The 24,442-nt window shown below is 45.6% G+C and carries 21 protein-coding genes and 1 tRNA gene; 9 read left to right on the top strand and 13 right to left on the bottom strand.

What is annotated here, in order from left to right:
• Positions 1-2 precede the first annotated feature (2 nt).
• Positions 3-572: a fasciclin domain-containing protein gene (locus NIES593_RS05255; protein ID WP_175561039.1), complete on the bottom strand. Its 570-nt coding sequence runs from the start codon at positions 570-572 to the stop codon at positions 3-5.
• Between the two features lie 214 nt (positions 573-786).
• On the opposite strand from NIES593_RS05255, the gene NIES593_RS05250 reads away from it, so the two are divergent.
• On the top strand, positions 787-3,906 hold the full coding sequence (locus tag NIES593_RS05250) for a serine/threonine-protein kinase (RefSeq protein ID WP_073598578.1): 3,120 nt from the start codon (positions 787-789) through the stop codon (positions 3,904-3,906).
• 60 nt (positions 3,907-3,966) lie between these two features.
• Here the strand turns inward: NIES593_RS05250 and NIES593_RS05245 are convergent, their stop codons facing one another.
• Together NIES593_RS05245 and NIES593_RS05240 are read right to left on the bottom strand one after the other, a co-directional pair.
• A complete protein-coding gene (locus tag NIES593_RS05245) occupies positions 3,967-6,114 on the bottom strand; it encodes an iron uptake porin (RefSeq protein WP_073598577.1) in 2,148 nt (715 codons plus the stop codon).
• Between the two features lie 222 nt (positions 6,115-6,336).
• Positions 6,337-7,602, bottom strand: a complete 1,266-nt coding sequence (locus NIES593_RS05240) for a S1 family peptidase (RefSeq protein WP_073598576.1) — start codon at positions 7,600-7,602, stop codon at positions 6,337-6,339.
• Positions 7,603-7,968: 366 nt separating this feature from the next.
• Here NIES593_RS05240 and NIES593_RS05230 point away from each other — a divergent pair, with 366 nt between their 5' ends.
• Together NIES593_RS05230 and dacB are read left to right on the top strand one after the other, a co-directional pair.
• Positions 7,969-9,042, top strand: a complete 1,074-nt coding sequence (locus NIES593_RS05230; protein WP_073598574.1) for a J domain-containing protein — start codon at positions 7,969-7,971, stop codon at positions 9,040-9,042.
• 47 nt (positions 9,043-9,089) lie between these two features.
• Positions 9,090-9,959 carry a D-alanyl-D-alanine carboxypeptidase/D-alanyl-D-alanine endopeptidase gene (dacB, locus tag NIES593_RS05225; RefSeq protein WP_073598573.1) on the top strand — a complete coding sequence of 290 codons (870 nt, stop codon included), beginning with the start codon at positions 9,090-9,092 and terminating at the stop codon, positions 9,957-9,959.
• Positions 9,960-10,059: 100 nt separating this feature from the next.
• Here the strand turns inward: dacB and accD are convergent, their stop codons facing one another.
• The 5 genes from accD to NIES593_RS05200 form a co-directional block, all read right to left on the bottom strand.
• Complete coding sequence (gene accD, locus NIES593_RS05220; RefSeq protein ID WP_073598572.1) at positions 10,060-10,995, bottom strand: acetyl-CoA carboxylase, carboxyltransferase subunit beta; 936 nt, start codon at positions 10,993-10,995, stop codon at positions 10,060-10,062.
• A gap of 20 nt (positions 10,996-11,015) precedes the next feature.
• On the bottom strand, positions 11,016-11,225 hold the full coding sequence (locus NIES593_RS05215; protein ID WP_015145384.1) for a hypothetical protein: 210 nt from the start codon (positions 11,223-11,225) through the stop codon (positions 11,016-11,018).
• Between the two features lie 52 nt (positions 11,226-11,277).
• Positions 11,278-12,093, bottom strand: coding sequence for a prepilin peptidase (locus tag NIES593_RS05210; RefSeq protein ID WP_073598571.1), 816 nt, complete (start codon positions 12,091-12,093; stop codon positions 11,278-11,280).
• 45 nt (positions 12,094-12,138) lie between these two features.
• Positions 12,139-12,357 (bottom strand): hypothetical protein, encoded by a 219-nt coding sequence (locus tag NIES593_RS05205; protein WP_073598570.1) that lies wholly within the window; start codon positions 12,355-12,357, stop codon positions 12,139-12,141.
• A 145-nt stretch (positions 12,358-12,502) separates the two neighbouring features.
• The gene (locus NIES593_RS05200) at positions 12,503-13,168 is read right to left on the bottom strand and encodes a hypothetical protein (protein WP_073598569.1); all 666 of its coding nucleotides are present in this window, start codon (positions 13,166-13,168) and stop codon (positions 12,503-12,505) included.
• Positions 13,169-13,545: 377 nt separating this feature from the next.
• Here NIES593_RS05200 and thrC point away from each other — a divergent pair, with 377 nt between their 5' ends.
• Together thrC and NIES593_RS05190 are read left to right on the top strand one after the other, a co-directional pair.
• Positions 13,546-14,679, top strand: a complete 1,134-nt coding sequence (gene thrC / locus NIES593_RS05195; RefSeq protein ID WP_139253629.1) for a threonine synthase — start codon at positions 13,546-13,548, stop codon at positions 14,677-14,679.
• A 429-nt stretch (positions 14,680-15,108) separates the two neighbouring features.
• Positions 15,109-17,046 carry a polysaccharide deacetylase family protein gene (locus tag NIES593_RS05190; protein ID WP_073598568.1) on the top strand — a complete coding sequence of 646 codons (1,938 nt, stop codon included), beginning with the start codon at positions 15,109-15,111 and terminating at the stop codon, positions 17,044-17,046.
• On the opposite strand, the gene NIES593_RS05185 is transcribed toward NIES593_RS05190, so the two are convergent.
• From NIES593_RS05185 to NIES593_RS05170, 4 genes are all read right to left on the bottom strand, one after another.
• Positions 17,047-17,505 (bottom strand): phosphatase domain-containing putative toxin, encoded by a 459-nt coding sequence (locus NIES593_RS05185; RefSeq protein WP_073598567.1) that lies wholly within the window; start codon positions 17,503-17,505, stop codon positions 17,047-17,049. It abuts the gene before it with no gap.
• Positions 17,506-17,510: 5 nt separating this feature from the next.
• Positions 17,511-17,927: an arsenate reductase, glutathione/glutaredoxin type gene (gene arsC, locus NIES593_RS05180; RefSeq protein ID WP_073598566.1), complete on the bottom strand. Its 417-nt coding sequence runs from the start codon at positions 17,925-17,927 to the stop codon at positions 17,511-17,513.
• 36 nt (positions 17,928-17,963) lie between these two features.
• On the bottom strand, positions 17,964-19,118 hold the full coding sequence (arsB, locus tag NIES593_RS05175; protein WP_073598565.1) for an ACR3 family arsenite efflux transporter: 1,155 nt from the start codon (positions 19,116-19,118) through the stop codon (positions 17,964-17,966).
• Positions 19,119-19,236: 118 nt separating this feature from the next.
• Positions 19,237-19,566, bottom strand: coding sequence for an ArsR/SmtB family transcription factor (locus NIES593_RS05170; RefSeq protein ID WP_073598698.1), 330 nt, complete (start codon positions 19,564-19,566; stop codon positions 19,237-19,239).
• Between the two features lie 98 nt (positions 19,567-19,664).
• On the opposite strand from NIES593_RS05170, the gene NIES593_RS05165 reads away from it, so the two are divergent.
• The 4 genes from NIES593_RS05165 to purN all read left to right on the top strand — a co-directional run bounded on the left by NIES593_RS05165 (position 19,665) and on the right by purN (position 24,243).
• Positions 19,665-19,883 (top strand): hypothetical protein, encoded by a 219-nt coding sequence (locus NIES593_RS05165; protein ID WP_073598564.1) that lies wholly within the window; start codon positions 19,665-19,667, stop codon positions 19,881-19,883.
• A gap of 525 nt (positions 19,884-20,408) precedes the next feature.
• The gene (locus NIES593_RS05160; RefSeq protein ID WP_073598563.1) at positions 20,409-21,014 is read left to right on the top strand and encodes a hypothetical protein; all 606 of its coding nucleotides are present in this window, start codon (positions 20,409-20,411) and stop codon (positions 21,012-21,014) included.
• 141 nt (positions 21,015-21,155) lie between these two features.
• Positions 21,156-23,504, top strand: coding sequence for a penicillin-binding protein 1C (gene pbpC / locus NIES593_RS05155; RefSeq protein WP_073598562.1), 2,349 nt, complete (start codon positions 21,156-21,158; stop codon positions 23,502-23,504).
• 73 nt (positions 23,505-23,577) lie between these two features.
• Entirely contained in the window at positions 23,578-24,243 is a 666-nt protein-coding gene (gene purN / locus NIES593_RS05150; protein WP_073598561.1) for a phosphoribosylglycinamide formyltransferase, read from the top strand.
• A gap of 47 nt (positions 24,244-24,290) precedes the next feature.
• Here the strand turns inward: purN and NIES593_RS05145 are convergent.
• Positions 24,291-24,363 (bottom strand) — tRNA-Phe (locus NIES593_RS05145).
• Positions 24,364-24,442: the final 79 nt, after the last annotated feature.

Here is a 24,442-nt window from a genome sequence, read left to right as displayed (position 1 = left end):
CTCTAAAAATCGGGGGGTAAGAGTACCTCATCGATCGGAACGATCGCGCCATCGTTAGCTTTGAGAGGATCGCTAGCCATCGCCTCGTTGAGCTTGACTCCAACGCGATCGCCCATAGGAACTCCCGTAATTTTCACTGAATGTCCCTCAATAGTTGCGATTTCTCCGCGTTTTATATCTTCTTCAGCAACAATACCAGCAACTAAGTGATATTTTAGCACTTTCTCCAAATTCTCAGGTTGCGACAACTTTTCGCGAACGTTTTCAGGTAACGCCTCAAACGCTTTGTTTGTTGGAGCAAAGATGGTTAACATCTTTTCTCCTTTTAAAGTTTCAACAATCCCTGTTTCTTTTAAGTAAGCATTAAAAGTTTTAAATTCGCCAGATTTGAGTAGGATGTCAACAATCGGCTCCTGCTCGCTTTCGTAATAGTTTGCAGTAGGCTGAAAAAAACTAGATGGGGGATAATAGTATTGAGCTAAAACGGGAAAGCTCAGTAGGGTGCTGACCCCTGCAATTCCTACAAAACCAGTTAATTTTTTGAGCCAGTTTTTATCGTATATCTTTTTCATATCCATTCCCCTTTACTTTTTGTAAAAAACCGCTTGATAACTATAGACGTAAATGGGTCTACAAACGCTACTCCCATCATTCCAGATTATCTGAAGGCTTATTCATAGGTTAGTATTAAGGAGGTGTTTTTTAAGTTATTTATAACGATAATGTAATTGTTTTTAAGCTTAGAGGCTGTTCTAAGACTATTTAGGATTTGATCTAGCAAATACCATGCCTGAGTTAGGAGAAATCATAGACGGTCGATACAAAATTTTACAGGAGTTAGGAAGTGGAGGGTTTAGCAAGACCTATCTAGCCAAAGATACGGAACTTCCTAACCAACCTTTGTGCGTTGTCAAACAACTCCAACTCAGGTTTAATAGTGCGTCGCTATGGCAAAATGCCAAAGAACGTTTTTCGCTCGAAGCGCAAGTATTGCAGCGATTGGGCAATCACGATCGCATTCCCCAAGTCTTAGCCTATCTAGAAGAAGATGGAGAATTCTATCTGATCCAGGAATATATTGATGGGGAAGAATTTAGGATAGAAGTCGGTCGTCAGACTCTAGAAGAACTTCAAGTCATCTACTTCCTTAAGGAAGTCTTAGAAATCTTAGCGTTCGTTCATCAGCAGGGAGTCATCCACCGCGATATTAAGCCATCCAATCTCATCCGACGACGACGGGATAACAAAATTGTACTGATTGACTTCGGTGCAGTTAAAGAAATCGGCACCCTGTCATTTGATGCTCACAAACAGTCAATGATAACCAAGGTCATTGGAACGCCTGGTTATATGCCACCAGAACAACAGAACGGCAAACCAGTCTATAGTAGCGATATCTATGCCTTGGGCAAAACAGCCATTTATGCCTTGACTGCGCGATCGCCACTAGAATTGGAAGATGTGCAATCGGGCGCACTAAAGGACTGGGAGCGGTTGACGCGGGTGAGTCCGCACTTAGCTGCCATTTTAAACAAAATGATACGCCCGAACTTGAAAGAGCGCTATCACTCCGTCGCTGAAGTTCTTCAGGATTTACAGCCTCTACTCAAAATCGGACAAACTGTAGGCGGACGCTACAAAATTAGCCGCTACTTAGGGGGAGAAATAGGAAGCCATACGTATCTAGCCGAGAATCTAGTGCGACATTACCAATCGCCTTGTATCCTCAAACAACTCCAGTCTCAAACGAGCGACCCCTCCCCCCTAAAAGATGTAGAACGTCTATTTGGAGACGATTTAGCCGTTTTAGAGGAGTTAGGCAATCATCCTCAAATTCCCCACCTTTGGGATCGCTTCGAGGAAGGGCAAGACTATTACATCGTTCGAGAATTTATCGATGGCGAGGCACTCTCTCAAGAAATTCAAAGAAACCAGCACTTGAGCGAAGAAACTGTCGTCGATCTTCTTTATCAGGTTTTGGAAATCTTAGCGTTCGTTCGCCAGCAAGGAATAGTCCACCGCAATATCAAGCCATCCAATCTCATCCGACGACGACAAGATAACAAAATTGTACTGACTGACTTTGGTTTGATTAAAGAGATCGCGAAACTGCTATCGGATCGAAGTAGCTCTGACAGTTCGGATCGGATAGTAGGAACGAAGGGTTATATGCCCCCGGAGCAAATGGCAGGTAGACCGACCTATAGCAGCGATATTTATGCTTTAGGAATGACCGCTATCCAATCACTTACCGGAACATCTCCAGAGCAACTTCAGACCGATCCAAAAACGGGCGAGGCAATCTGGCACGAAAACGTACAGATAAGCCAGAAGCTGGCAAAAATAATCGACAAGATGGTGAAGTTGGATGTCAACAAGCGCTACTCCTCTGCTAGCAAAGTGTTGAATGCACTAGGAGAGTCCAGCAGGTTCTTTACTACAGCCGAACGCACATCTTTGCCAACCTCTACATCGAGATCGAGACGAGGAACTGCCGCCGATTTAGCAACTAGATTCGATCGCGGCAGGCGACGCTTTTTAAATCTTTGGTATATTTTGGTAATTGTGGCGGGGATGGGTTTTCTTCTGGGAGTCATAGAGATCGTTCGTCCGACCGTGCGACCGATGCTGATAGCGCATCAAGGCGATCGCTTGGTGCAGCAGGAAAAACCCGAAGCAGCACTCCCTATCTTTCAGCAAGTTTTAGACATCAGCCCCAACAATTTACAAGGTTGGGAAGGTCGAGGCGATGCTTTATTTGCCCTAGAGCGCTATCAAGAAGCGCTGGCTGCCTACGATAAAGCGATTGAATTACAGCCTCGCGATGCTCGCGCTTGGAAAGGTCGAGGAGATGTTCTCTATCGATTGGAACGCTATGAGGCTGCTTTGTCTGCCTATAATAAATCGCTGAGCCTCAAACCCCGCGATCCCGAAGCTTTGAATCGGAAAGGCAGAGCTTTGTATAAACTGGAGCGTCCTCAAGAAGCGTTGGCAATTCAGGAAGAAGCACTCAGAATTAGACCAAATTACGCTGAAGCTCTCAGCGATAAAGGAATTGCTCTGATTGGCTTGCGCAGATACGAAGAAGCTTTGGGGGTCTTGAATAAGGCGCAGGAAATTAAACCGCTCGATCCTAAATTTTGGCAAAATAAAGCCTTAGCCCTACAGTACTTAGGTCGCCGTAAAGAGGCGCTGGATGTTTATAAAGAAGCGCTAGCTGCCTACGACAAAGACCTAGAACGTAAACCCAATAACGTAACGGTTTGGGTCGATCGCGGTAACGTGTTAATTAAATTACAGCGCCCCGAAGATGCCCTCGCCTCCTATGAAAAAGCATTGAAAATCAAACCGGACTCCTATCTCGCCTGGTTGAGTAAAGGCAATGCTCTCTTTCCTTTGGGGCGCTACGATGAAGCCTTGACAGCCTTTGACAAAGCTCTTGAAATCAGACCGGAATCTTATCTGACTTGGCACAATCGCGGTTCCTTGTTGCGCGATGGCAAGAGAGACTTTGCTGGAGCGATCGCATCCTATGACAGGGCGATCGCGATCGCTCCCAATTTTTATCATGCTTGGCGCGATCGCGGCTTAGCCCTCTCTCAAGCCAATCGTCACAAAGATGCGATCGCGTCTTTCGATCGCGCTTTACAAATCGAGCCGAGCGACCACCAATCTTGGAGCGGTCGAGGAATTGCTCTCTCCTCGCTCAACCGACGCGCTGAAGCTCTAGCTTCCTTTAACAAAGCCGTAGGGCTGCAACCGTCAGATCCCTTTGTCTGGATGAATCGAGGATTGGCTTTAGAGCAATGGGGACGCTTTCAAGAAGCACGAGATTCTTATATGAAAGCCCGCGATCTCGATCCGAGATTCCAACCCGCCATTAACGCCTTAGAACGGTTGCAGTAAATACAGAGAGACGAAAATAGCTCGCTTCCCCCTTCCAATGGCTTGTAAGCTCAGAACTGCTTAGAAACGAAAAGTCGTGCGAATAGTTCCAACAAAAAGGGTATCGTTGCTGTCGATGTGCCCTGGATTGGTGACGATAAAAACGCCAGGTGTAATCCAGATATTGTCATTGATTTTAAAGCGGTAGAAAAACTCAAAGTGCAACGATGTGGCTTCATCTTCAACGCCAAAATTTTTCCGAAACCACCTCTCTAATTCTACGTTCGATTCCAAGCGAGGATTATTATCTGTTACCTGAACAGGTGCTTCCTCTCTAATAACCTGTTCAAAAAAAGGTACGCTAGCGCCTTGGGTTTCTGGTCCTGCATTAACTAATTTGGGCGGCATTCCAAACAAAAAAGCCATTAAATCTCCTTCCCGACCAAAGGGATCGGAAAGACCGAGAGAAAATAGATAGGTTACTGTGTTGCCAAAAGGCTTTTCTCCAGACGAAGGCGATACAGGACATTCTAAGCCAGGATTGTTCAAACAGTCTAAGGGAGACGGTCCGCCAGGAGTTTCTGCAACCCCCGATCTAAATTCAGGAACCGGATCTTGGAAATTCGTGAAAGTCCATCCTGCCCAAGCTCCAAAGGTTAGTTTCTCGGTGATGCGCCATTGTAGGGTTGCGCCAACTGCATGGGTTTGTGCGGGTAAATCCCCAATCGAGACTACGCTATCGGGAATCAACGGATTAGGTAAAATCCCCCCAGACCATAACCCAGTCGATTCAGCATTAACGCTACCAGCAAACATTCCCAACCGACCGTCGCTGGTGTAGGCATTGACGTAACTCAGTCCCGCAACAACTGTCTCAAAGGGTTGCACTAACAACTGTACTCCTAAAACGCTGCGATCTGCTCCAAAGAATCCTCCATTGGGATCGCTGCTATTTGCTGTACCGTAGGCAACTTGCAAGCGCAATGGCTCGGCAATCAACCAATCAATTCCCACGCCAGCATCCAAAGGGCTTCCTAGCCTAAAAATCGGGTTGAGCTGTCCGAAACGGGAAATCGAACCTCGTCCGAGATCGAAGTAGGGAGAGTTGGCACTGAGAACGTTGCTTAAGCTAAATCCAAAGGGAATCGCAGAAATAACGACGCGATCGTCGAAAATGGGAAATCGATATTCTAGCTCGTCCAAAATTACCTGATTCTCTAAACCTGCTTGGTAAGATAAGCGAGCCATGTAAGTATTCAGCGACTCTGGATTAGTAAAACCACCATTATCAAAATTGCCAGTTGTCAAATAAAGACGCAGGCGATCTTTTCCAGTAAATGAGGCTTGCAATCCCAAGCGAGTCAAGTGCGCCAGAACTGTATTCGTTCCCGGATCGTCTCGATCTTGACAGCTAACTCTTTGTGTATCTGGAAAGAGGTCGCTCTCTACAAATCTACAACCTCCAGGGGGATCGCCCCCACCAGCGAAAGCAAGTCCAAAAATAACCTCTCCATTCATCTTGACCGTCGTCGAGAATTGATGGTCTTCCAAAAAAGCGACTCGACTTTCCAAATTGTCTACTCGTCCTCCCAAGGCAGCCAGTTCGGTTTCAAATTCCTTGCCCAACCGCTTCAGTACCTCAAGGTCTTCGCGCATGACGGAGACATTTTCTTGTATCAGACGCTCCATTGTATTCATACAAGCGTTTAATCCGGCGGCAAATTCATAGCGACTCATTACCCGGTTGCCCCGAAAAGTCCCGTCGGGATAGCCAGCAATACAGCCATATCGTTCTACGAGCGATCGCAGCGCTTCATACGCCCACTCGGTTGGCTGCACGTCCCGCAACTGAGAGACATTGGTCACCTGTTCTACGATATCGTCAGAGAAAATGTCGATCGCTAATGACTCGTCATTGGACTGAGCGAGAGATTCTGCTTCTATTTCTGTCGTTGCCGGAACGATTGGGTTGTCTGTTTTGAGCTGAGCGACCCTAGGAAGGGTACGATTTTCTAAATTCTCAGCCGACAATTGAGCATCAAAACTATTAAGATTTATGTCATAAAATTGACTCCAATTAGTCGATCGCAGTCGAGGAGTTGATAACTTATTTTTCTTAAAATTGGATGCGATCGCCTCTAAATTTGTCTGCTGAAAAGACTCTGCTCGAACGACAGATGGAAGTAAAAGCCATAGTAAACTACCGAGCAAGAAAAGCTTTACCCTCATCGTTCCTCCTCACACTTAATTTTAAAGATGGAGGTATTTTACCTAACTTAGTCATAATGAGATAGAAGATTGCGAAAATCCTTAACGACCCCTCAAGCGATCGGGAAAATTGGCGTTCACAATCATGGGATGATAGTCTCACGCAAAGACGCAAAGAAATATTGCTCAAATCATTCCGCTAATATGTAATGCCGGAATAGTTAAAATTTGAACAGTATTGGATTATCGATCTCTACGACAGCGTTCTCGTTCGTCACCCAGCAGAATGCTGGCACATCCTGCCGATGGCTCATCTCTAAGTTGATTTTCTAGCTTGAACGTATAGAGATCGTAGATATCCTCTACAACATCCTCAGAATCCTCAATTGCTCCTGTAATATCTTTCTCGACAGCTACATCAAGAACGCCACTGTCACTTGCGTTAGTTTGAATAGGAGATATCGCTCTTTGAATGAAGTCTCGCGAAGGAATCTGCCAATTAAACGGGAGGTTAATTTTTAGCTGCTCCCACAAGGTCAAAAAGTTATTCAAATTTTGCGCGCTGCTAAAGCGAGTATGCAGAATTGGAGGTTCGTAAGTGGCTGCTTCCGATACCGTCTTAGTTACATCTTCCGACTCTAACGCTAGCTTACCCTGGATGGCATTCAGAGAACAGTATTGACTCAATAGCTGCCCTTTGTCCGCCGATCCTCGACCATGAACGCCAATGACTAAGCCGTTGCTATCGAACACGGGACCGCCACTCATCCCTGGACGAGTTTGATCGATATAAAAAATGCTATAGCCATTTTGACCTTCGGTTGGTTGAATCATTCTGGTGACGGGACCCCAAGCCAAACGTCGTTGACGACGAGCTACCCTTCCCCGGCACTTGCCTGTCTGGGGATCTCGTTCTTTTTCTGGATCGGGCCACCCCGACACATAAATCCTTTCAGTACCTGCGATCGTGGTTGGGTTGCCTAGAGACGCGACGGGATATTCTTGCTCGCTCTCAAAGCTAACAACAGCCAGATCGGGACCTGCTACTCTATTGGGAATCGCGATCGAATAACAGCCGAATCTCGTTACGGGTTTTAGAGATGGTACGTCTGTCAATGGGCACTTTCTACCATCATTGGCTTGTTCGACTACATGAACTTTACCATCCCAAGTGCGAATGCCGTAGGGCAAGTTTTGTTCTAAATCTTTTTGTTTAAAGTTATGGGTGACGGTTAAAACATAGTAAGTTGTTCCTTTTCTGGCAACGATGACTCCCGAACCAGGATTCCAAACTCCATCCGGGTTATTTTCTCTGGCTAATGGATTATTGCGATTTTCTTCTAAGGCTTTGACTAATTCTGGTGTTAGTCCGGGTGCAATAATAACAGTCGTTTGCCTGGCAATCGAGTTAATTTCTGCAACTGAGAGTTCTGCTAAAGCTGGAGCAGCAGCCACCGAACTCAGCAAAATTCCAGCTAGAGAGGCTATAGTTTTTTTAAAAGAAAACATATTGGCTTAAATATAATATTTCTACATTTCTATGATATGCAGAAAAATTTGCATAGTTTAATAAAATAAAAGAAATGTAAATATGCTAAATTTTATCAAAATTTTTATTGATTTTTTGAAGCGATAAATAAAGCAAACATAATTAACTTAAAAAGTCTGTAAAGATTGCAGAATTCCTGTATTTCGTTGCAAGTTGCTTTTGAGGAACGAAATCCAAGATTAATTTGTAGGAATAGAGTTTGCGATCGCGAACCCCTAAAGTAAGAAAATATAAAAGCGACATTGCCAAAACCCCCTTGAGTCTGGTAAAAATCTGGTAAATATCTTGTCAAAGCTGCCTGCCTCACTCGCGCGAGGAAAATTGCCATGGGAGTCATTCCTATCGATGAAAACCTCCTACTGAGTTTCTTTTTATTTGGTTTAAGCATTTGTACAACTTCTGTAATTAGCTATACGTCTAAAAATTCCTCTCGCGATCGCTCCCATGTCAAGATTCCTAAACGCTCTCAAATCGTTCCCAAAGGAAAATTCTACCGACTCGCTTGTCTTTTAGAAGATGCCCCGCGAACCTCTTTGAGAGGTCAAGCTTACCAACTCGCCACTCCTCTAACGACTCCTTTCGCTTGCCCTCTAGAAGATGCTCCAGAAACTGCCCTCAAAGGTCAAGCTTACGAGTTAGCAACCCCTTTAATGACTCCTCTAGCTTGTATTGCAACTGAGTTGTGGCAGGAGTTTTACACTCGACAACTGGGAAAACCGGGCATTCATTATTGGGAATGGAAAGATAAACCCGAATCCGATAAGGTTTGTCGCGAGTTGTCGCTACTGCTGGCGTTACCCGAACCAAAAGGCTATGCCAAACAAGTCTTGTCAGCTTTAGGAGGAAGAAAATATTTATTCTGCAAACTCCCTAAAAGCACAGAAGAAGTTGGGAACTTATTGGTAGCTTTTGCAGACTGTATGGATGATGGCAAGTTTGCCAATCTAGATTGGCGCGTGCAGACAGCCATGCGTCGAGCTTTCAAAGAGTGGCACGAGTTAGCCAGCCAGCAAATTGGGATAGAGGCATTAGATGCCGTTTATCGAGTCTGTTATGGAATCTCCTGGGACAAGATTCAACCAATGCTCGATGAAGATCGATCCTTTTTAGAAGACTTCATCGCTGATGAATCGAGTCCGTGGTGGAAAATTTTGGGGGTGTCTCCCTCTGCCGCTCCCGTAAAGGTAGAGAAAGCCTATAAGAATCTAATTCGCCTCTGGCATCCCGATCTGAACAAGCATCCCTATGCCACGCAAGTAACTTCTCGAATTAATGTCGCCTACGAACGCTACCAATCTCTCCATCCATTTCCTTCCATGGCAGAACGAATGAGTATCAAAAATAACTCCAATTTGTTCGATAAAATTCGAGAATGGCTAAAACCGCTACTCTCTCGTTAACTGATACAATCTAGAGTCTTAAATCTGCTACTCACCTAAGAAAACGCATGCATCAAAAAAAACATCGGCTGACTCCACTGGCAATTATGACGGCAGCGACTTTCGCTTGGTCAAATCCTGCCCTAGCTAATGAAACTGTTTCAACTTTCTATAACGGGGCAGACGCTATAGATATTTACGTTCCCCCACCAGAAAATCAAACCAATGGGGTATGCGCGGCTTTTCTAGAACCCGGCATTAACTCCATTATCGGCAATTATTCCAATAATTGGGGGATTCTCGTCGAATCTTTGAGTGATGGCACGGTTTTATACAGTCATAATGCCGATAGGTATTTCATTCCTGCTTCTAATACCAAACTGTTTACCACTGCTGCTGCCCTGCAAAGACTAAATCCTTATGGCACTATTCGATCGCGATCGATCGGCGAGTGGATAACTGTTACCAATCAAAGAAGCAATAACAACTACGCAGAAGTCTTATTTCGTTTCATTGGCGGGGCTAAAGCCGCTAAAACCGCCTTATCCCAATTAGGTGTAAATCCGAATGGTTATCGTTTGGCGGATGGTTCCGGTTTGTCTAGGCGCAATGCTGCTACGCCCAGAGCGATAGTTTCGACGCTCAAGGCAATGTACCATGCCCAAGGAAAAGATATTTTTCTGGCTTCCTTACCCGTTGCAGGCATGAGCGGCACGCTCAGAGAGCGAATGCGCTATACTCCAGCCCAAGGCATGGTTCATGCTAAGACAGGAACTTTAAAGGGCGTGAGGGCTTTATCTGGCTATGTCGAGCACCCTCGCTACGGAACGCTAGTTTTTAGCATTATCGGCAATCATCCCAGACTCTCAGGAAAAGTTCTCTCCAAAACGATTGATGACATTGTTGTACAACTGAGTATGCTGATGCCTTGCGAGTAGTTTTTCAAAGTGTTGGCGTTGGGATATCCGCTTTCCCGCGCCGCGCCATCTTCTGTGTGAATGACATTTTGCCAATCTCGAAGGTGAAAGAAGCGCAGCGCTAAATTTGGGTTGAATCCAACTTAACCAATTCATCCCGATGCTGATGCTCTGCACTTAGGTGAGCAAGCACGGGGAAGAAAGGTTGATGGAGGCTAATCAACTGCGCTAAAGTTTTCTTTAACTGGGTTCGAGGCACGATCGCGTCTATAAATCCGTGCTCGAGGAGATATTCAGAAGTCTGGAAGCCTTCGGGCAGCTTTTCTCGCAGCGTTTGCTCGATGACCCGCTTGCCTGCAAACCCGATGGTGGCCTTGGGTTCTGCCAGAATAATATCTCCGAGCATGGCAAAACTTGCCGTAACTCCCCCCGTCGTCGGGTGAGTCAGTACGGGAATATAAAGCAATCGAGCTTCTCGATGGCGATGCAGCGCGCCGGAGATTTTTGCCATCTGCATTAGACTTAACATCCCCTCTTGCATCCTCGCGCCGCCAGAAGCACAGATAATGACAACGGGCAGGCGTTCTTGAGTGGCATGTTCGATGAGGCGAGTAAGTTTTTCTCCCACAACCGAACCCATACTACCACCCATAAAGCGAAAATCCATCACCCCAAGGGCAACGGGCAGACCGTCAATTAATCCGGTTCCCGTTTGTACTGCGTCTTGCAGTCCCGTTTTCTCTTGCATATCCTTGAGGCGATCGCTGTAGGCTTTGCGATCGCGGAATTGTAGCGGGTCGGTGGGACATAAATTTTCGCCTAGCAGCTTCCAGGTATTGGCATCGATTAACTGGCGGATGCGTTCGTCGCTGTCAACGAACATGTGGTTGCCGCATTCGCTGCACACCAGCTGATTGGCCTTTAGGTCTTTCGTGTAGGCTAACACCCCGCAAGCTTGGCACTTCGTCCACAATCCATCGGCAATTTCTCTTTCTTGCTTTTGTTGGGTACTGGGTTCTGCTTTTTGTCTGTTGGCAAACCAATCAAATAAGGACATAAGAATCTGCTATAAAATATCTAATTTTCATCTTCTGGCGAACTCAAAAGCAGCAGGGCAGTCCACTGGTCTTGCGATCGCACTTGCAAAGCCGCTTGACTTCCTTGACCGCAATAAACTCCAGTTCCAATATCTACGACTCGACTTGGAATGTCATAAGCTGCTAGTATTTGCTGCATTAGTTCGGCTTCCCAGCGAGCTTGAGTTGTTCTTACGACGATCCATGACACAGGTTTTATTGTATCAAGCTAAGAATACTCTCCGATATAGCGATCTCAAAGATCACCAACTTCCAAGCGGAAAAAAGATTTTTAAATAAGACGATATAATCTCATTTCCAAAAAACACTGTCAAGGCGGCTCCCAGTGCCAAAAACGGACCAAATGGCATTGGCTGTCTGCGATTGAGTCGCCCAAACGCGATCGCTACTCCTCCGATTAACGCGCCTACCGCACAAGCTAAGAACCCAGTCACCAATAAATACTTCCATCCCAACCAAGCTCCAATCGTTGCCGCCAATTTGGGATCGCCTCCTCCCATCGCCGTTTGTCCGTAAGCGATCGAGCCAATCAAACGGATGGCATCAAACAGCCAGATTCCCAAAACAGCACTGCCAATCCCCAGCATTAAATAACTCGCGATGTGACCCTCCTGCCAGCCTTGCAGGGTATGAAAGCCCAATCCTACCACCAACCCCGATTGCGTCAGTGCGTTGGGTAAGGTCATCGTATCGAGATCGATCAGCGATAGGGTTAGTAACCAACTCAACAAAGTCCAATAGCTAACGGCAGTTAGATTGAAACCAAATTTCCAATATATCAGGACGAATAACAAGCCAGTTGCTGCTTCAACCAGAGGATAGCGCATGGAAATTGGCGTTCTGCACCAGCGACAGCGACCGCGCAACCACAGCCAACCGAAGACAGGAATGTTTTCTGTGGCACCCAACCGATGCAAGCAATGGGGACAGCGGGAAGGGGGATGAATGAGGGATAAGCCTGCGGGGATGCGATAAACAACTACATTTAAAAAGCTACCAATACAAGCTCCCAAGGCGAAAGCAAAAATACTTGCGATCGCTACAATCATAATGTCCATCGCCTTGAATGACTCTAATTATTAATCTCAAGTGTCGAAAGTTGTTTAAAAAACCTCGGCTTCAAGTTGCTTTAGGGGAATAAAGCACTCTCTGGGCAGCAAAATGGGATTTTCTCGAAAAATGAGTTGACCGCGATAGGTATCGCGGTTAATAGCCACTCCGCAAGGTCGCCTGTCTACTTTATTTTGCAAACCGCAATAATTTCGATAAATTCGCTGGGCTGCCCTCAAAAGCGAGGGATCTAAGAAGATTGGGATCTCCATCTGTTTGTTTGGGTTCTGAGATTGTTCCGGTATTCGTGCCAAGATTCCGTTCCCCCCCACACTTTTAAACAATTAAAGCCAAAATTCTACCTATTTTAGATGGTACACAAGGATTAGAGGAGCAAACATAAATTTTTGGCTCAAATTAATTGTTAGTAAAGGCAGGAAACAACTCGCGGGGAAAATCTTCTGCCGACAGACAAGTTGCCATTGCTGTCACTGGTGAAGTGTTCGGGACATTCTTAGCTAAAGCAATAACGCACTCAGAATGGCGACCGGGTAGTAGACTCCGACGACATGAGTCTAACGCCACCAGAGAAGGAGATTCTTCTGCATCTGTTTTGGTTGGCGATTCGGTTGGTTCGATGCCGCCAGGTTCTTCTGTTTCGGATGGAGGTTCTGGAGTCGTTATTTGGGAAGTCTCATTCTTGTTGGTTTTAGCGGAAGTTTCCGACTTGTTAGCTTGAGAGGTCGAAGCTGATAAAACTTCTGCATGAATATCTACCACGCAGTTAGCCAGATCGACGGGTCTTCTGACTCTGTAACAAGCTCTGAGAGCCTCTTCAGGCTTTATCGGGGTTTCCTGTCTAATTTTGCTAACACACTCAGATAATTCTTTGGGAATCAGCGCATCCGAACAGGCTACCCCGGCTTGCTGGGCTGGAACGCCGCGATCGATCAGTTCGTTAACGCAGACGCTAAATTCATTTTCTGCTGCGGCAGGACGGATAGGAATCGAGAGGGTTAATAAAATGGTTGGCAAAGAAATTGCCGCGCTCAAGCGGACGCAGAAGTTAAATAATTTTTGCATGGCATTCAAGCAATAACGATAGGATCGTATAAGAGGACATCCCAAAAGTCCATTTTGTCATTCTGAGTATCGACCAACTTGGTCTCTCATCTAACTGAAACGTGCAATAAGATGCTTTGCTTCGCTCTCGCGACGCCCAACATGACGAACAGGCTCTGCCGTGAGACGGCAGAGTACCTTGCACATTCTCTACTTTTGGGACAACCTGTAAGGATGAAGGAGATTTTAACAAATCTTTGCTAGGAATTTCTAATTTCAATGACCTGTCTCAATTTTTACAAACGATCGCTATCTTTTTGTAAAATAGAAGACTGGATCTTTAGTAAGCTGTAATACATTTACATAACGCCATCTGGAGTCTGAACGCAAGAATATTTATGGAAATTAAACCTCTGACACCTCAAAAATCAACGGACGAGAGTATTTCAGAATTCAGACTTCAGAAAACGACGTTTGGCTGGCAGGGGTTAATCGAAGCCTATCGCCCCTATCTCCCCGTTAGCGCGGCAACTCCAGTAGTGACCTTACTTGAAGGAAATACCCCTCTGATTCCCGTTCCCTATATCTCTCAACTCATCGGTCGCGGGGTTAGGGTTTTCGTCAAATACGATGGCTTAAATCCCACGGGGAGTTTTAAAGATAGGGGCATGACGATGGCAATTTCTAAGGCCAAGGAAGTCGGGGCAAAAGCCGTTATCTGCGCCAGTACGGGCAATACCTCTGCCGCTGCCGCCGCCTATGCACGCCGCGCGGGGATGCGGGCGTTTGTCTTGATTCCCGACGGCTACGTGGCAATGGGAAAATTGGCTCAAGCTTTGGTTTATGGGGCTGAAGTTATTGCTATTGAGGGGAATTTTGATCAAGCGTTAAAGATCGTTCGGGAATTGTCGGATAATTATCCGATTACGCTAGTTAATTCGGTCAATCCCTATCGCTTGGAAGGGCAAAAAACGGCAGCGTTTGAAATTGTTGACGTGTTGGGTAATGCTCCCGATTGGCTGTGCATTCCAGTAGGCAATGCAGGGAATATTAGCGCCTATTGGATGGGATTTTGTCAGTATCGCCAACAGGAAAAATGCGATCGCCTGCCGAAAATGATGGGATTTCAAGCAGCGGGTGCGGCACCTTTGATTAGCGGACAACCCATTTCCCATCCAGAAACGATCGCGACTGCCATTCGCATTGGCAATCCGGCTAACTGGGAGAAAGCGCTGGCAGCTAAGGAGGCAAGTCAAGGCGAATTCAATGCCGTTACGGATGCGGAGATCCTAGAAGCCTATCGCATCCTAGCATCTCATGAAGGTGTTTTCTGCGAACCCGCTTCGGCTGCTTCGGTGGCGGGTTTGTTGAAAGTGCGCGATCGCGTTCCGAGTCATGCTACTGTAGTATGCGTTCTGACGGGAAACGGACTCAAAGACCCCGATTGTGCGATTAAAAATAGCAATAACGCCGTTAAGTCGGGAGTTGCACCGGATTTATCAGCAGTTGCCAAGGTGATGGGATTTGAGTAGAGTATCTCGGAGCGAAGAGGAGCAAGAATCTATCTTAGACGCAGCGGCTTGCGATCGCGCCATGCTTGCTGTAAGGGCGATCGCCAAATTTCCGATAAATTCTGACTCGATCTCATCAAAAAATCAATTTCTTGGAACCCGAATATCAAGTCCTATAAGACTCAGACTTGCACCTTTGCCATCAACGTCTAGAAATTTAGAAATTCAAATCGACTGAAATTCCTGTTGGGTCTTCTTTAGAATACTTTTTCGCTCGACCAGGAAATTAATGACAACAGCAGTTGTTGAGAATGGTACTAGAATGAAATAGCTTACTTTTAACCTTTTAAATTTCTTAAAGAATTGATAATTTTTTGACAGTGATTTCTTAAGACTAAAACAGTAAAGTATGCCTGTGTTTTTCTATTTTGAGGCAATTGAGAAAAACATATGCGCTCTTTACTTAACAGATTATCTTATCATAAATATTTTGCAATTTCTAGCGGTATTTTAGCGATCGCTTCTTGTATTTTTGCTTTGAGTAAAGCTGTAACTTCAGAAATTAGGCAAGAATCATCGATTTCCCCTTTTGATTCGCTATTTCCTCTGACTTCTAGTTATCTCAAACCACCCTGTTTGTTTCAACCAGCAGCAACTCCGCTAAACCAATTAGAAACTTTGCCTTTTACGTCATTTGTTAAACAAGATTTAACATCATCTTTAACTTCTGGCGATCGCAATTTCTCCGAGCGTCTTGCTCAAACTTGTAAAAATTCATCCGATTCTAACCATCACAAAGCTAGCAAAACTATAGCCGATAAAAACACTAATATTTTCTTAAATAATTGGCAAAATTCAGTATCTCATCTACCCAAACTAGCACCTTGGCCGCAAATTCATCAACAGGCAAAATTGGCTAAGGTTCCGGTGATGATGTATCACGATATTTTGCCGAAAAAAGAAGTCTTTTTTGATGTCACACCCCAAGAACTAGAGGCAGATTTTAAAGTCATTAAGTCGCAGGGGATAACGCCAATTAGTATGGATTGGCTAATTGCCCATTTGCGAACCGGAATTCCTCTTCCAGAAAAGCCAGTTTTACTAACCTTTGATGACGGCTATGGCAGTCACTATAAATATGTCTATACCCTCTTAAAAAAATACGGTTATCCGGCTGTATTTTCCATTTACATCGACAAAATCGGCAGCAGAACGGGACGATCTGGCGTAACCTGGCAACAACTTCAGGAAATGGCGGTAGATCCCCTAGTGACAATTGCCTCCCACGGCACTACTCATCCCGACGATTTGCGCGAGTTGTCCGACGATCGCTTGCAGGAAGAGACAATAGAATCGAAACGTATCCTAGAGAAGAAATTAGGGATTCCCATTCGCTACTTTACTTATCCCGTGGGCAAGTACGATGAACGAGTCAAACATTGGGTGACAGTCGCAGGCTATCGGGCGGCTTTCTCGATGGACGATCTTAACGAACATTTTGCCGGAGAATCGCCAGATTTATTGGCAATTGGACGCTTCGGACAGTCTCGCTTAGAGGAGATCGCGTTGCAAGCTTGGGGAGGTCATCCGCTGCCGAGAAATGATGGCGGATTTAACTTTAATACTCCCATCCATAGAGAAGAATATACCGTTGACGGAACTTCTTTAATTCTTATTACTGGCGGCAAACCGAATACAATTCATGCAGACAGTCGCTATCAAGTCCCAGAAATTAAGCGGGGAACTGGGGCAGTAGCAGCCGTCGATGGCGGCTTTTTCTCTCTTAAATACCTCGACTCCAACGTGATGATTGGTCCGGTATTGAGTCAAAATCGAGGCTTTATTCCTGGCAATCCGGGAGAAAATCTCAAGCTCAGAGGAAGACCGCTAGTGTTGATTAATTCTGAGTGGGTTAAGTTTATTCCTTTCGATCCCGATAAACACAATACCCTTTCTGGTATCCTCTCAGAAGCCTCGGATGCAGAGGGAGTGACAGATGCTTTTGTTGGGGCAGCATGGCTGGTGAAAGACAACAAACCTCAACCTGCCGAAGCCTTTGGTAGCTTATTTGACTTCGATGCATCGCGCCATCGTGCGTTCTGGGGGATTAACCAAGCCGGACAACCCGCGATCGGCGTATCCGAAACTCCTGTTGATTCTATATCGTTAGGAAAAATTTTACATCAGTTGGGTTTGCGAGATGCAGTGATGCTCGATTCGGGCGCAAGTACTTCCCTCGCCTATAAAGGAGAATCGTTAGTAGGATACACCCCCCGCCCCGTTCCTCACGTAGTAGCGCTGTTTCCTCCGCCTTCTCCGACACTAAGTGTCGCTCATGTGGGGTTGCCCTGCGTTCTTTATGCAGATTCTTGTAAGCCACAGAAGTAGCTATTCTCCTGCTAACTCCTTGAGAAACGCGATCTGTGCAGATCGCAGTTCAACATCAGGATTGGCATCTAAAATTGTCTGCATTGCTTTATCATAAGAGTAACCCGATAAAATCAGGTAAGAAGCCAGCATCGTTCCCGTCCGCCGTCTGCCACTGGTACAATGCACCGCAACGGCATGACCTAACTGATTTTGCGTTTCAACAAAATGCTTTAACTGCTGAACCTGTTCGGTAGTGGGTGCCGTGCCTCCTTTGGTTGGCAACCACAGGTGAGGCATAGCCGCTTGCTGATACAAATCCAAATTAGAAGGGTCGTCCATCACAGAAACGATAGCCCCAATCCCCGCCTCGTGTAGTTCGGATATTTCCTCTGCTGTTGGCTTACGAACGCCAGCTAGTTTACCTTCAATTACCCACCACAAGTTTTCTCTAATCGGTTCAATTGCTTGCCGATCCATTGTTGCTATCCGCTTTGTCCCACCGATGCAGCTTCAAGGGATTCAATCAGTCGCGTCACCCGTTCTTTAATCTCATCTCGTACTCTGGGAAAGATCTCCGGTTGTTCTGCGGGATCGTCGAGTTGCCAGTCCTCGAACACTTCTTGCGTCATCCACTCCGGCGGCAAATTCACGCCACAACCGCACAGAGAAATTACTGCGTCGAAATCTTCTGGACTAAAATCGCTGAGGGGTTTCGAGATTTGGTCGCTAATATCGATCCCAACATCTTTCATGGTCGCGATCGCTTCCGGACGCACCTGACTCGCCTCTAGTCCCGAACTGGTGACTTCTATTTTTCCTGCCCCCAATGTTTTTGCGAATCCTTCTGCCATTTGGGAACGAGCAGAGTTTTTCTTGCACACAAACATCACTTTTTTCATCGTTTAACCTCCGATTGGGTAAGTTTTTATACGTAATTATTTAAAGGCGCTGATGCAGCGAGGATCGCGCAGAGTCGCTTTTTCTGGTTCTCTGGGAAACCATGCTGCTGTCCGCTTGCACAACTCTACCAACATCAACATCACTGGTACTTCAATTAACACGCCGACTACTGTAGCCAAGGCAGCACCAGAGTTTAAGCCAAACAACATTACCGCCGTCGCGATCGCTACCTCGAAATGATTGCTCGCGCCAATCAAGGCCGCGGGTGCGGCATCTTCATAGGATATCTTTAGCTTCAGAGCCGCTACATAACCAATCAGGAAAATGAAATTAGTTTGGATAAACAGCGGCACGGCGATTAACAGAATATGCGGGGGATTATTGACAATCAGTTCTCCTTTGAAAGCAAATAGCAGCACTAAGGTAATCAACAGAGCAGTTATGGCAATCGGACTAAGATATTTAAGAAACTCGCGCTCAAACCACTGCCGCCCTTTATGTTTGAGAATCCAATAGCGGCTATACATTCCTGCTACTAACGGCAATCCCACATAAATGAGTACCGACAGGACAATTGTTTCCCAAGGCACAGTCAGATCGTTAGCTGCTAGTAACCACCTTCCTAAGGGAGCATACAGAAACAGCATAGTCAGAGAGTTTACCGCCACCATGACTAACGTATGTCCTTGGTTGCCATAGGAAAGATATCCCCACATCAGTACCATCGCCGTGCAAGGGGCAATTCCTAATAAAATCGTGCCTGCAATGTAAGAGTTTGCTAGGGCAACTTCACTGCCGCGAATTAACTCTGTCCCTTCAATCAGAGGACGAAACAGCCATCCTAAGAAAAACTGAGCGAATATTACCATCGTGAATGGTTTGATTAACCAATTCACTACCAGGGTTAGAATCACGGGTTTGGGAGCGCGTATCGCATTTGCTGCCTGAGTGAAGTCAATCTTCACCATGATGGGATACATCATGAAAAAGAGGCAAATCGCGATCGGAATCGACACTTGATAGATGCTCATGGCATCGAGTGCGACAGCTACACCGGGCAACATCCGACCTAGCGCGATGCCAGCTAAGATACATAAAAATACCCACAAGGTCAGGTATCTTTCAAAAAAACTTAAATTACTCCCAGCTCGAACGGCTAATGTGTTGGCGCGAGGTTTTTTTAAACTCATCAGGATCTCTCTTGGAATTAAAATATTGCCTAGAGACTAGGTTATTTCAAAAAAAATTGATATGTCAAGCAAGTAGGTTGGCGAGATTTTGGGGAAAATTTTGAAAAATATTGGTAAATTAGGTCGGCTCCGAGCAATTCCGAGCGGGTAAGATGGTACTAAAACGGCGATAGGAAGCGAGATACTCTTCTAAGGCGATAAACTGGGCTAGGTTCAAGCTGTAGTAAATCCATCGTCCTTCCTGACGAGAACGCACCAATCCCGCTTCTTTGAGGGTTTTGAGGTGAAACGAGATCTTAGACTGAGGAATTCCTAAATGTTCGCACAACTCGCACACGCATAGTTCTTGCGATCGCAACAGTTCCAACACCTGAAACCGGATTGGGTCGGACAAGGCGTGAAATCCCAAAACAATATCTGTCGATGGATTCTTAAGAGTCGCTTTCATCAAATAAAATTGAAATGCTTTTAGAACGATTAACACTACCTTAACCCATTTCCTTCTACTTTCATGAGTTTGGCAAAAAGGGAAAGTCAGATTAATTTATGAGCGAGCGAATTTTACATCAAGCACAAGCTTGGGGCTTTCTCTGCCAACGGGATGGTTTGGGCAACTGGTTGATTTACCCTAAAAAGAGAACCGAGCGATGGCAACTGTCCCAAGCACAAGCAGGGGAAAGGTGGCTATTAGTTGTTGGTGGCGTTCCTCAGATGAATATGACAACCGAGGAAGTTCTTGTCTTTTTAGAATGCAGATTACGCTAAAATTTCGCCCGCTTTCGCAACAACTCGCCGATAGCACTTAAAATTAGCGAACTGACAGACAGAACTTTATGCAGAAGCGACGCGATCGCTTTTTTATCAAAAAAAATTGGATTAATCTTTATTAGATTTTAAATATTTAATCAATCGTTTGTCTTAACTTAACTTTATATTTTGAAATTGGTTTAATCGATCGACGAATTTGCGTTTTTTTAGAGATTTTGCTATTTTCAATGTAAGGATATAATTAGCTAATTTCTGACTTTAAAATTTTTATAATTTCTAAAACCCTAGTTAATTCATTGTTTTTTAATCTCCTAAAGTCTCAAGGGCGAAAACTTTACTCGCTCCTAAAGCACTTTTTTTTGTAAAGCAATCTAAATCAAGATAAATATTTTTGACAAGCTATTGACAAAAAACAAATTTGATAGATTCAACTTTAGACGAGGCACATTTAGATGGCTGTTAGAGTCTAAGATAACTGCATAGCCTCAAGGTTAACCAGTGCCTCAATTAAAAGAAATACTTATGATTAGAAGCATTACTCAAAAACCAACGATTCCTATTAGCTTGTTTATTCTGGTTAGCTGTACGGGAGTAAGTTTGCTAACGCCAGAAACGATTTCCTCTCAAGCCGTTGCTGCCCAGACAGCCAACATTAATATATCGATCGCGCGCGAGAAGGAAGAGACCTATGAAAACTTTTTGCGGCGTGCGGAAGCCATGGCAGCGAAAACGATTCAAAGTCGCTTTAAGCAAGATGCTTCCATTGCCGAGCTGAGAGTGGCGATTAATGGAGAAAATCAAGGCGCGATCGTGCCAATCTTATCCTTAAAAGTTAGTCGCAGTGGTTGGAGGATGTCTCCAGAAATCCAGCGTTGGGCGACTTACTACCCGGATAGCAAATTTTTGCTCGGATTCGAGCAGCCAATCGCACAGCCTCGATCGGCAACACCTCCAGCAGGGCAACAGCAACCAACTCCAGCAGAACAACCACAATCACCCCAACAACCGCCAAATCCCGAAACTCAACAACCCATTCCCGCAGAGGAACCACAACCAGAGAAACCCCAGTCACCTTTTCAGAGGTTAACCCCAACAGAGGAAGCGCAACCATCTGACTCTTCCCAATAAAAACCACCGACTATGAGTTGTTGCATGAATAGCTGTGATGGGTTTATCGCGATCGCGTAATTTCTACCAGACAGACCTCATTTTCAATGTATTAGAATTTAGAATTGAGGGGCTAATTTTTAAGGAAAATCGTTGAATGGAGTGGCTCTGAAAAAAATTTTAGGCAAAACAAGAGCCGTTCTAGCTTTGCTACTGGCTGTTCTGATAGTGCGATCGCTGCCTTATTTAGCGCCGATTCGAGCGAACGATCTGGTTCGAGAAGGAGTCGCGATCGAATTTAGCGATCGTCGCGGACTTCCATTGGGAACTATTTTAAGTCGCGACCAAAATCATACGGCTGTCGTTCCTCTCCAACAGATTTCGCCTCAGTTTATTCATGCCATCCTCGCCGCCGAAGACGGGCGATTTTATCAACACGGTGCCTTAGATATGCGGGCGATCGCTCGTTCCCTGCTGCAAGCGATTCAAGCCAAACGAATTGTCAGCGGGGCATCTACCATCACCATGCAACTGGCGCGAATGCTTGAACCCGCCCCGCGCACTTTTTCGGCAAAAATTAAGGAAATTTGGCTTTCTTGGCGCATAGCGGCGGGCACGAATAAAGATGACATCCTGGAGGCATATATCAATCGCTTGCCGATGGGAGGGAATATCTATGGCGTAGAAGCAGCCTCCCGCGTTTATTTCGGCATTCCTGCTGCTGACTTAAATCTTTCCCAAGCTAGCCTGCTGGCGGCAATTCCCAACAATCCTAACTATCTCAATCCCTACGATTACTGGGAACCTTTAAAGAAGAGACAGCGATACGTTCTCGATCGCATGGTTGAGGAAGGATATATTAATCGCAGCCAACGCGATCGCGCCTACGAAGAAGTCATCGCCCTTCAACCCCGCCAGCAAGGAATTATCGCTGCCCCTCATTTTTTATTCTGGGTAGCTAGCCAACTTCCACAAAAACATCCCTCACCGATCCAAACGACAATCGATCGCCCCCTACAACAATTTGTCGAAGCTCAAGTCAAAGACATCGTTCGCAGTCTCGCGCCTCATAACGTCCATCAAGCGGCTGCGATCGTCATTGACAACCGCACGGGAGAAATTTTAGCCTATGTCGGTTCGACAGATTACTTTGCTCAGACACAATTAGGGCGCAACGATGGCGTACAATCTCTCCGCCAACCCGGATCGACCTTAAAACCTTTTCTCTATCAACTTGCCCTAGAAAAGCACCTCATTCGTCCCAACACCATTTTAGCCGACGTACCGACTCATTATGCCATTCCTGAGGCAAAACTCTATAGTCCTAGCGATTATAGCGAAACCTTTCAAGGTCCCGTTCGCATTCGCATTGCCCTAGCCAATTCTCTCAACGTCCCTGCCGTCAGAGTCTTAGAAAAAGTTGGCGTGGCTGCATTTCTAGAGAGGTTGCACCAACTCGGTTTTGAACATCTCAAACAAGACCCGGAATACTATGGATTGGGGTTAACCCTTGGTAGCGGCGAAGTTAGTCTCTGGGAACTAGCCCGCGCCTATTATCAGTTATCAGTAATTAGTAAGGACGGGTATGGTCAAGGCAACCAATCTGATTCGATAGCGATAACTCTAAACCCGCCCGTACAGTTACCAGTTATCAGTTCTATTATCTCCCCTTCAAGTTGGTCGCTGGTTACTGATATGTTGAGCGATCGCTATGCGCGTGCCAAGTCTTTCGGGGTAGAATCGGTACTGAATTTACCCTTTCCCGCTGCCGTCAAGACTGGAACCTCTTCTAATTTTCGGGATACCTGGACGGTTGGATTTACCACCGACTATACGGTTGCCACTTGGGTTGGCAATTTCGACGGCGAACCGATGAAACAAGTTTCAGGCGTGACGGGTGCTGCACCGCTATGGAATCGAATTATGTTGCACTTGCACGAAAAGCGCGAACCCGCACCTTTTCCCTCTCCGCCAGGAATGGTCAAGCGACCGATTTGCGCTCTTTCTGGTTTAAAGCCAACTGCCGCTTGTCCTTCGGTAGTGCAAGAATATTTTGATCCAGAAGACCTCAGCGAGTATGAAAGTCATCCCGATACTTTTTATCAAGCCGTATCTGCCCAGAAAGGACAATATCGCCTAAATTTACCAAGAGAGTATGACGAATGGCTGGCAAAGCAACCACAGTCATCCAATCTAATGCCGAGTGCGCTCAAGATTTTATCGCCCAATACTGGAGATTATTTTCTCATCAATCCTGCCGACCCTCAAAGGCAGAGATTGGAGTTCAAATTAGGGGGAGTCGGAAATCAACCTGTAGAGTGGCGGTTAAATGGCGAGAAGATAGCTACAAATTCATCTAGTTCTTTATTCTGGCAACTGCGTCCGGGGAATTGGACTTTAGACGTTAAAAGCGGCGAGATGATGGATCGAGTGACTTTTCAAGTACGAGTAGGCGAGAAAAAAAATCATCGTCGCGGATTTTCTACCGCAGCGCCTGCAAATACCCCCTAATATATGTAGAGAATGTAGAGACCTTCCATAAAATATCTTCACATCTGCCTTCTCAATTGATGTTGACTAGCTTATGACCGTTCAACTCGATAAAAAGCAAAATTCTTCTACCCCAGCGTTAGTTTCGCCCACATTACCGCCTCAGGAACTTCATTTAGATCGTCCCTTGAAACTGGGGGTAATGGCTTCTGGAAGCGGCACGAATTTTGAAGTTTTGGCTCAAGCTATTCGGGATAAGGAATTAAATGCCCAAATTCAAGTCTTGATTTATAACAATCCCGAAGCTAAAGTCAAGGAAAGGGCAGAAAAATGGGGCATTCCGGCAGTCTTACTCGACCATCGCGCCTTCAAGCGTCGGGAAGACTTAGATCGGGCAATTGTAGAAGTTCTCCAGCAATGCCAAGTAGAATGGGTTATTATGGCGGGTTGGATGCGAATTGTCACGCCAGTCCTTCTAGAAGCTTTTGCCAATCGAGTCATTAATATCCATCCCAGTCTGTTGCCCAGTTTTAAAGGCGTTCGTGCAGTGGAACAAGCATTGGAGGCTGGGGTAAAAATTACGGGGTGTACGGTTCACATCGCAACTCTAGACGTAGACAGCGGTCCGATTTTGATGCAAGCGGCAGTTCCCATCCTACCAGAGGATACCCCCCAAACCCTACACGAGCGAATACAAGTCCAAGAACATAAAATATTTCCCGTTGCGATCGCGCTAGCTGCTAAAAAATTTGGCACTTAAGCTACCTACAAATCAGTTCTCGCAGTGTTTGGTTTGATTTTTCTAAATGCCAGGAGGCGGAATCGAACCGCCGACACGAGGATTTTCAGTCCTCTGCTCTACCAACTGAGCTATCCCGGCAACTTTTTTAGTGCTTATCCAAGATAGCAAAATTAATAGTTTATTGCAAGTCTTTACTGAAATTATTTTTTTATATCTG

It is taken from the genome of Hydrococcus rivularis NIES-593 (assembly GCF_001904635.1).
Taxonomy (GTDB): Bacteria; Cyanobacteriota; Cyanobacteriia; order Cyanobacteriales; family Microcystaceae; genus Hydrococcus; species Hydrococcus rivularis.
This window is presented reverse-complemented; position numbering and strand designations above follow the sequence as displayed.

Coding starts and splice junctions, on each gene's coding strand:
- NIES593_RS05255 (WP_175561039.1), bottom strand. CDS start 572: ATGAAAAAGATATACGATAAAAACTGGCTCAAAAAATTAACTGGTTTT.
- NIES593_RS05250 (WP_073598578.1), top strand. CDS start 787: ATGCCTGAGTTAGGAGAAATCATAGACGGTCGATACAAAATTTTACAG.
- NIES593_RS05245 (WP_073598577.1), bottom strand. CDS start 6,114: ATGAGGGTAAAGCTTTTCTTGCTCGGTAGTTTACTATGGCTTTTACTT.
- NIES593_RS05240 (WP_073598576.1), bottom strand. CDS start 7,602: ATGTTTTCTTTTAAAAAAACTATAGCCTCTCTAGCTGGAATTTTGCTG.
- NIES593_RS05230 (WP_073598574.1), top strand. CDS start 7,969: ATGGGAGTCATTCCTATCGATGAAAACCTCCTACTGAGTTTCTTTTTA.
- dacB (WP_073598573.1), top strand. CDS start 9,090: ATGCATCAAAAAAAACATCGGCTGACTCCACTGGCAATTATGACGGCA.
- accD (WP_073598572.1), bottom strand. CDS start 10,995: ATGTCCTTATTTGATTGGTTTGCCAACAGACAAAAAGCAGAACCCAGT.
- NIES593_RS05210 (WP_073598571.1), bottom strand. CDS start 12,093: ATGGACATTATGATTGTAGCGATCGCAAGTATTTTTGCTTTCGCCTTG.
- NIES593_RS05205 (WP_073598570.1), bottom strand. CDS start 12,357: ATGGAGATCCCAATCTTCTTAGATCCCTCGCTTTTGAGGGCAGCCCAG.
- NIES593_RS05200 (WP_073598569.1), bottom strand. CDS start 13,168: ATGCAAAAATTATTTAACTTCTGCGTCCGCTTGAGCGCGGCAATTTCT.
- thrC (WP_139253629.1), top strand. CDS start 13,546: ATGGAAATTAAACCTCTGACACCTCAAAAATCAACGGACGAGAGTATT.
- NIES593_RS05190 (WP_073598568.1), top strand. CDS start 15,109: ATGCGCTCTTTACTTAACAGATTATCTTATCATAAATATTTTGCAATT.
- NIES593_RS05185 (WP_073598567.1), bottom strand. CDS start 17,505: ATGGATCGGCAAGCAATTGAACCGATTAGAGAAAACTTGTGGTGGGTA.
- arsC (WP_073598566.1), bottom strand. CDS start 17,927: ATGAAAAAAGTGATGTTTGTGTGCAAGAAAAACTCTGCTCGTTCCCAA.
- arsB (WP_073598565.1), bottom strand. CDS start 19,118: ATGAGTTTAAAAAAACCTCGCGCCAACACATTAGCCGTTCGAGCTGGG.
- NIES593_RS05170 (WP_073598698.1), bottom strand. CDS start 19,566: ATGAAAGCGACTCTTAAGAATCCATCGACAGATATTGTTTTGGGATTT.
- NIES593_RS05165 (WP_073598564.1), top strand. CDS start 19,665: ATGAGCGAGCGAATTTTACATCAAGCACAAGCTTGGGGCTTTCTCTGC.
- NIES593_RS05160 (WP_073598563.1), top strand. CDS start 20,409: ATGATTAGAAGCATTACTCAAAAACCAACGATTCCTATTAGCTTGTTT.
- purN (WP_073598561.1), top strand. CDS start 23,578: ATGACCGTTCAACTCGATAAAAAGCAAAATTCTTCTACCCCAGCGTTA.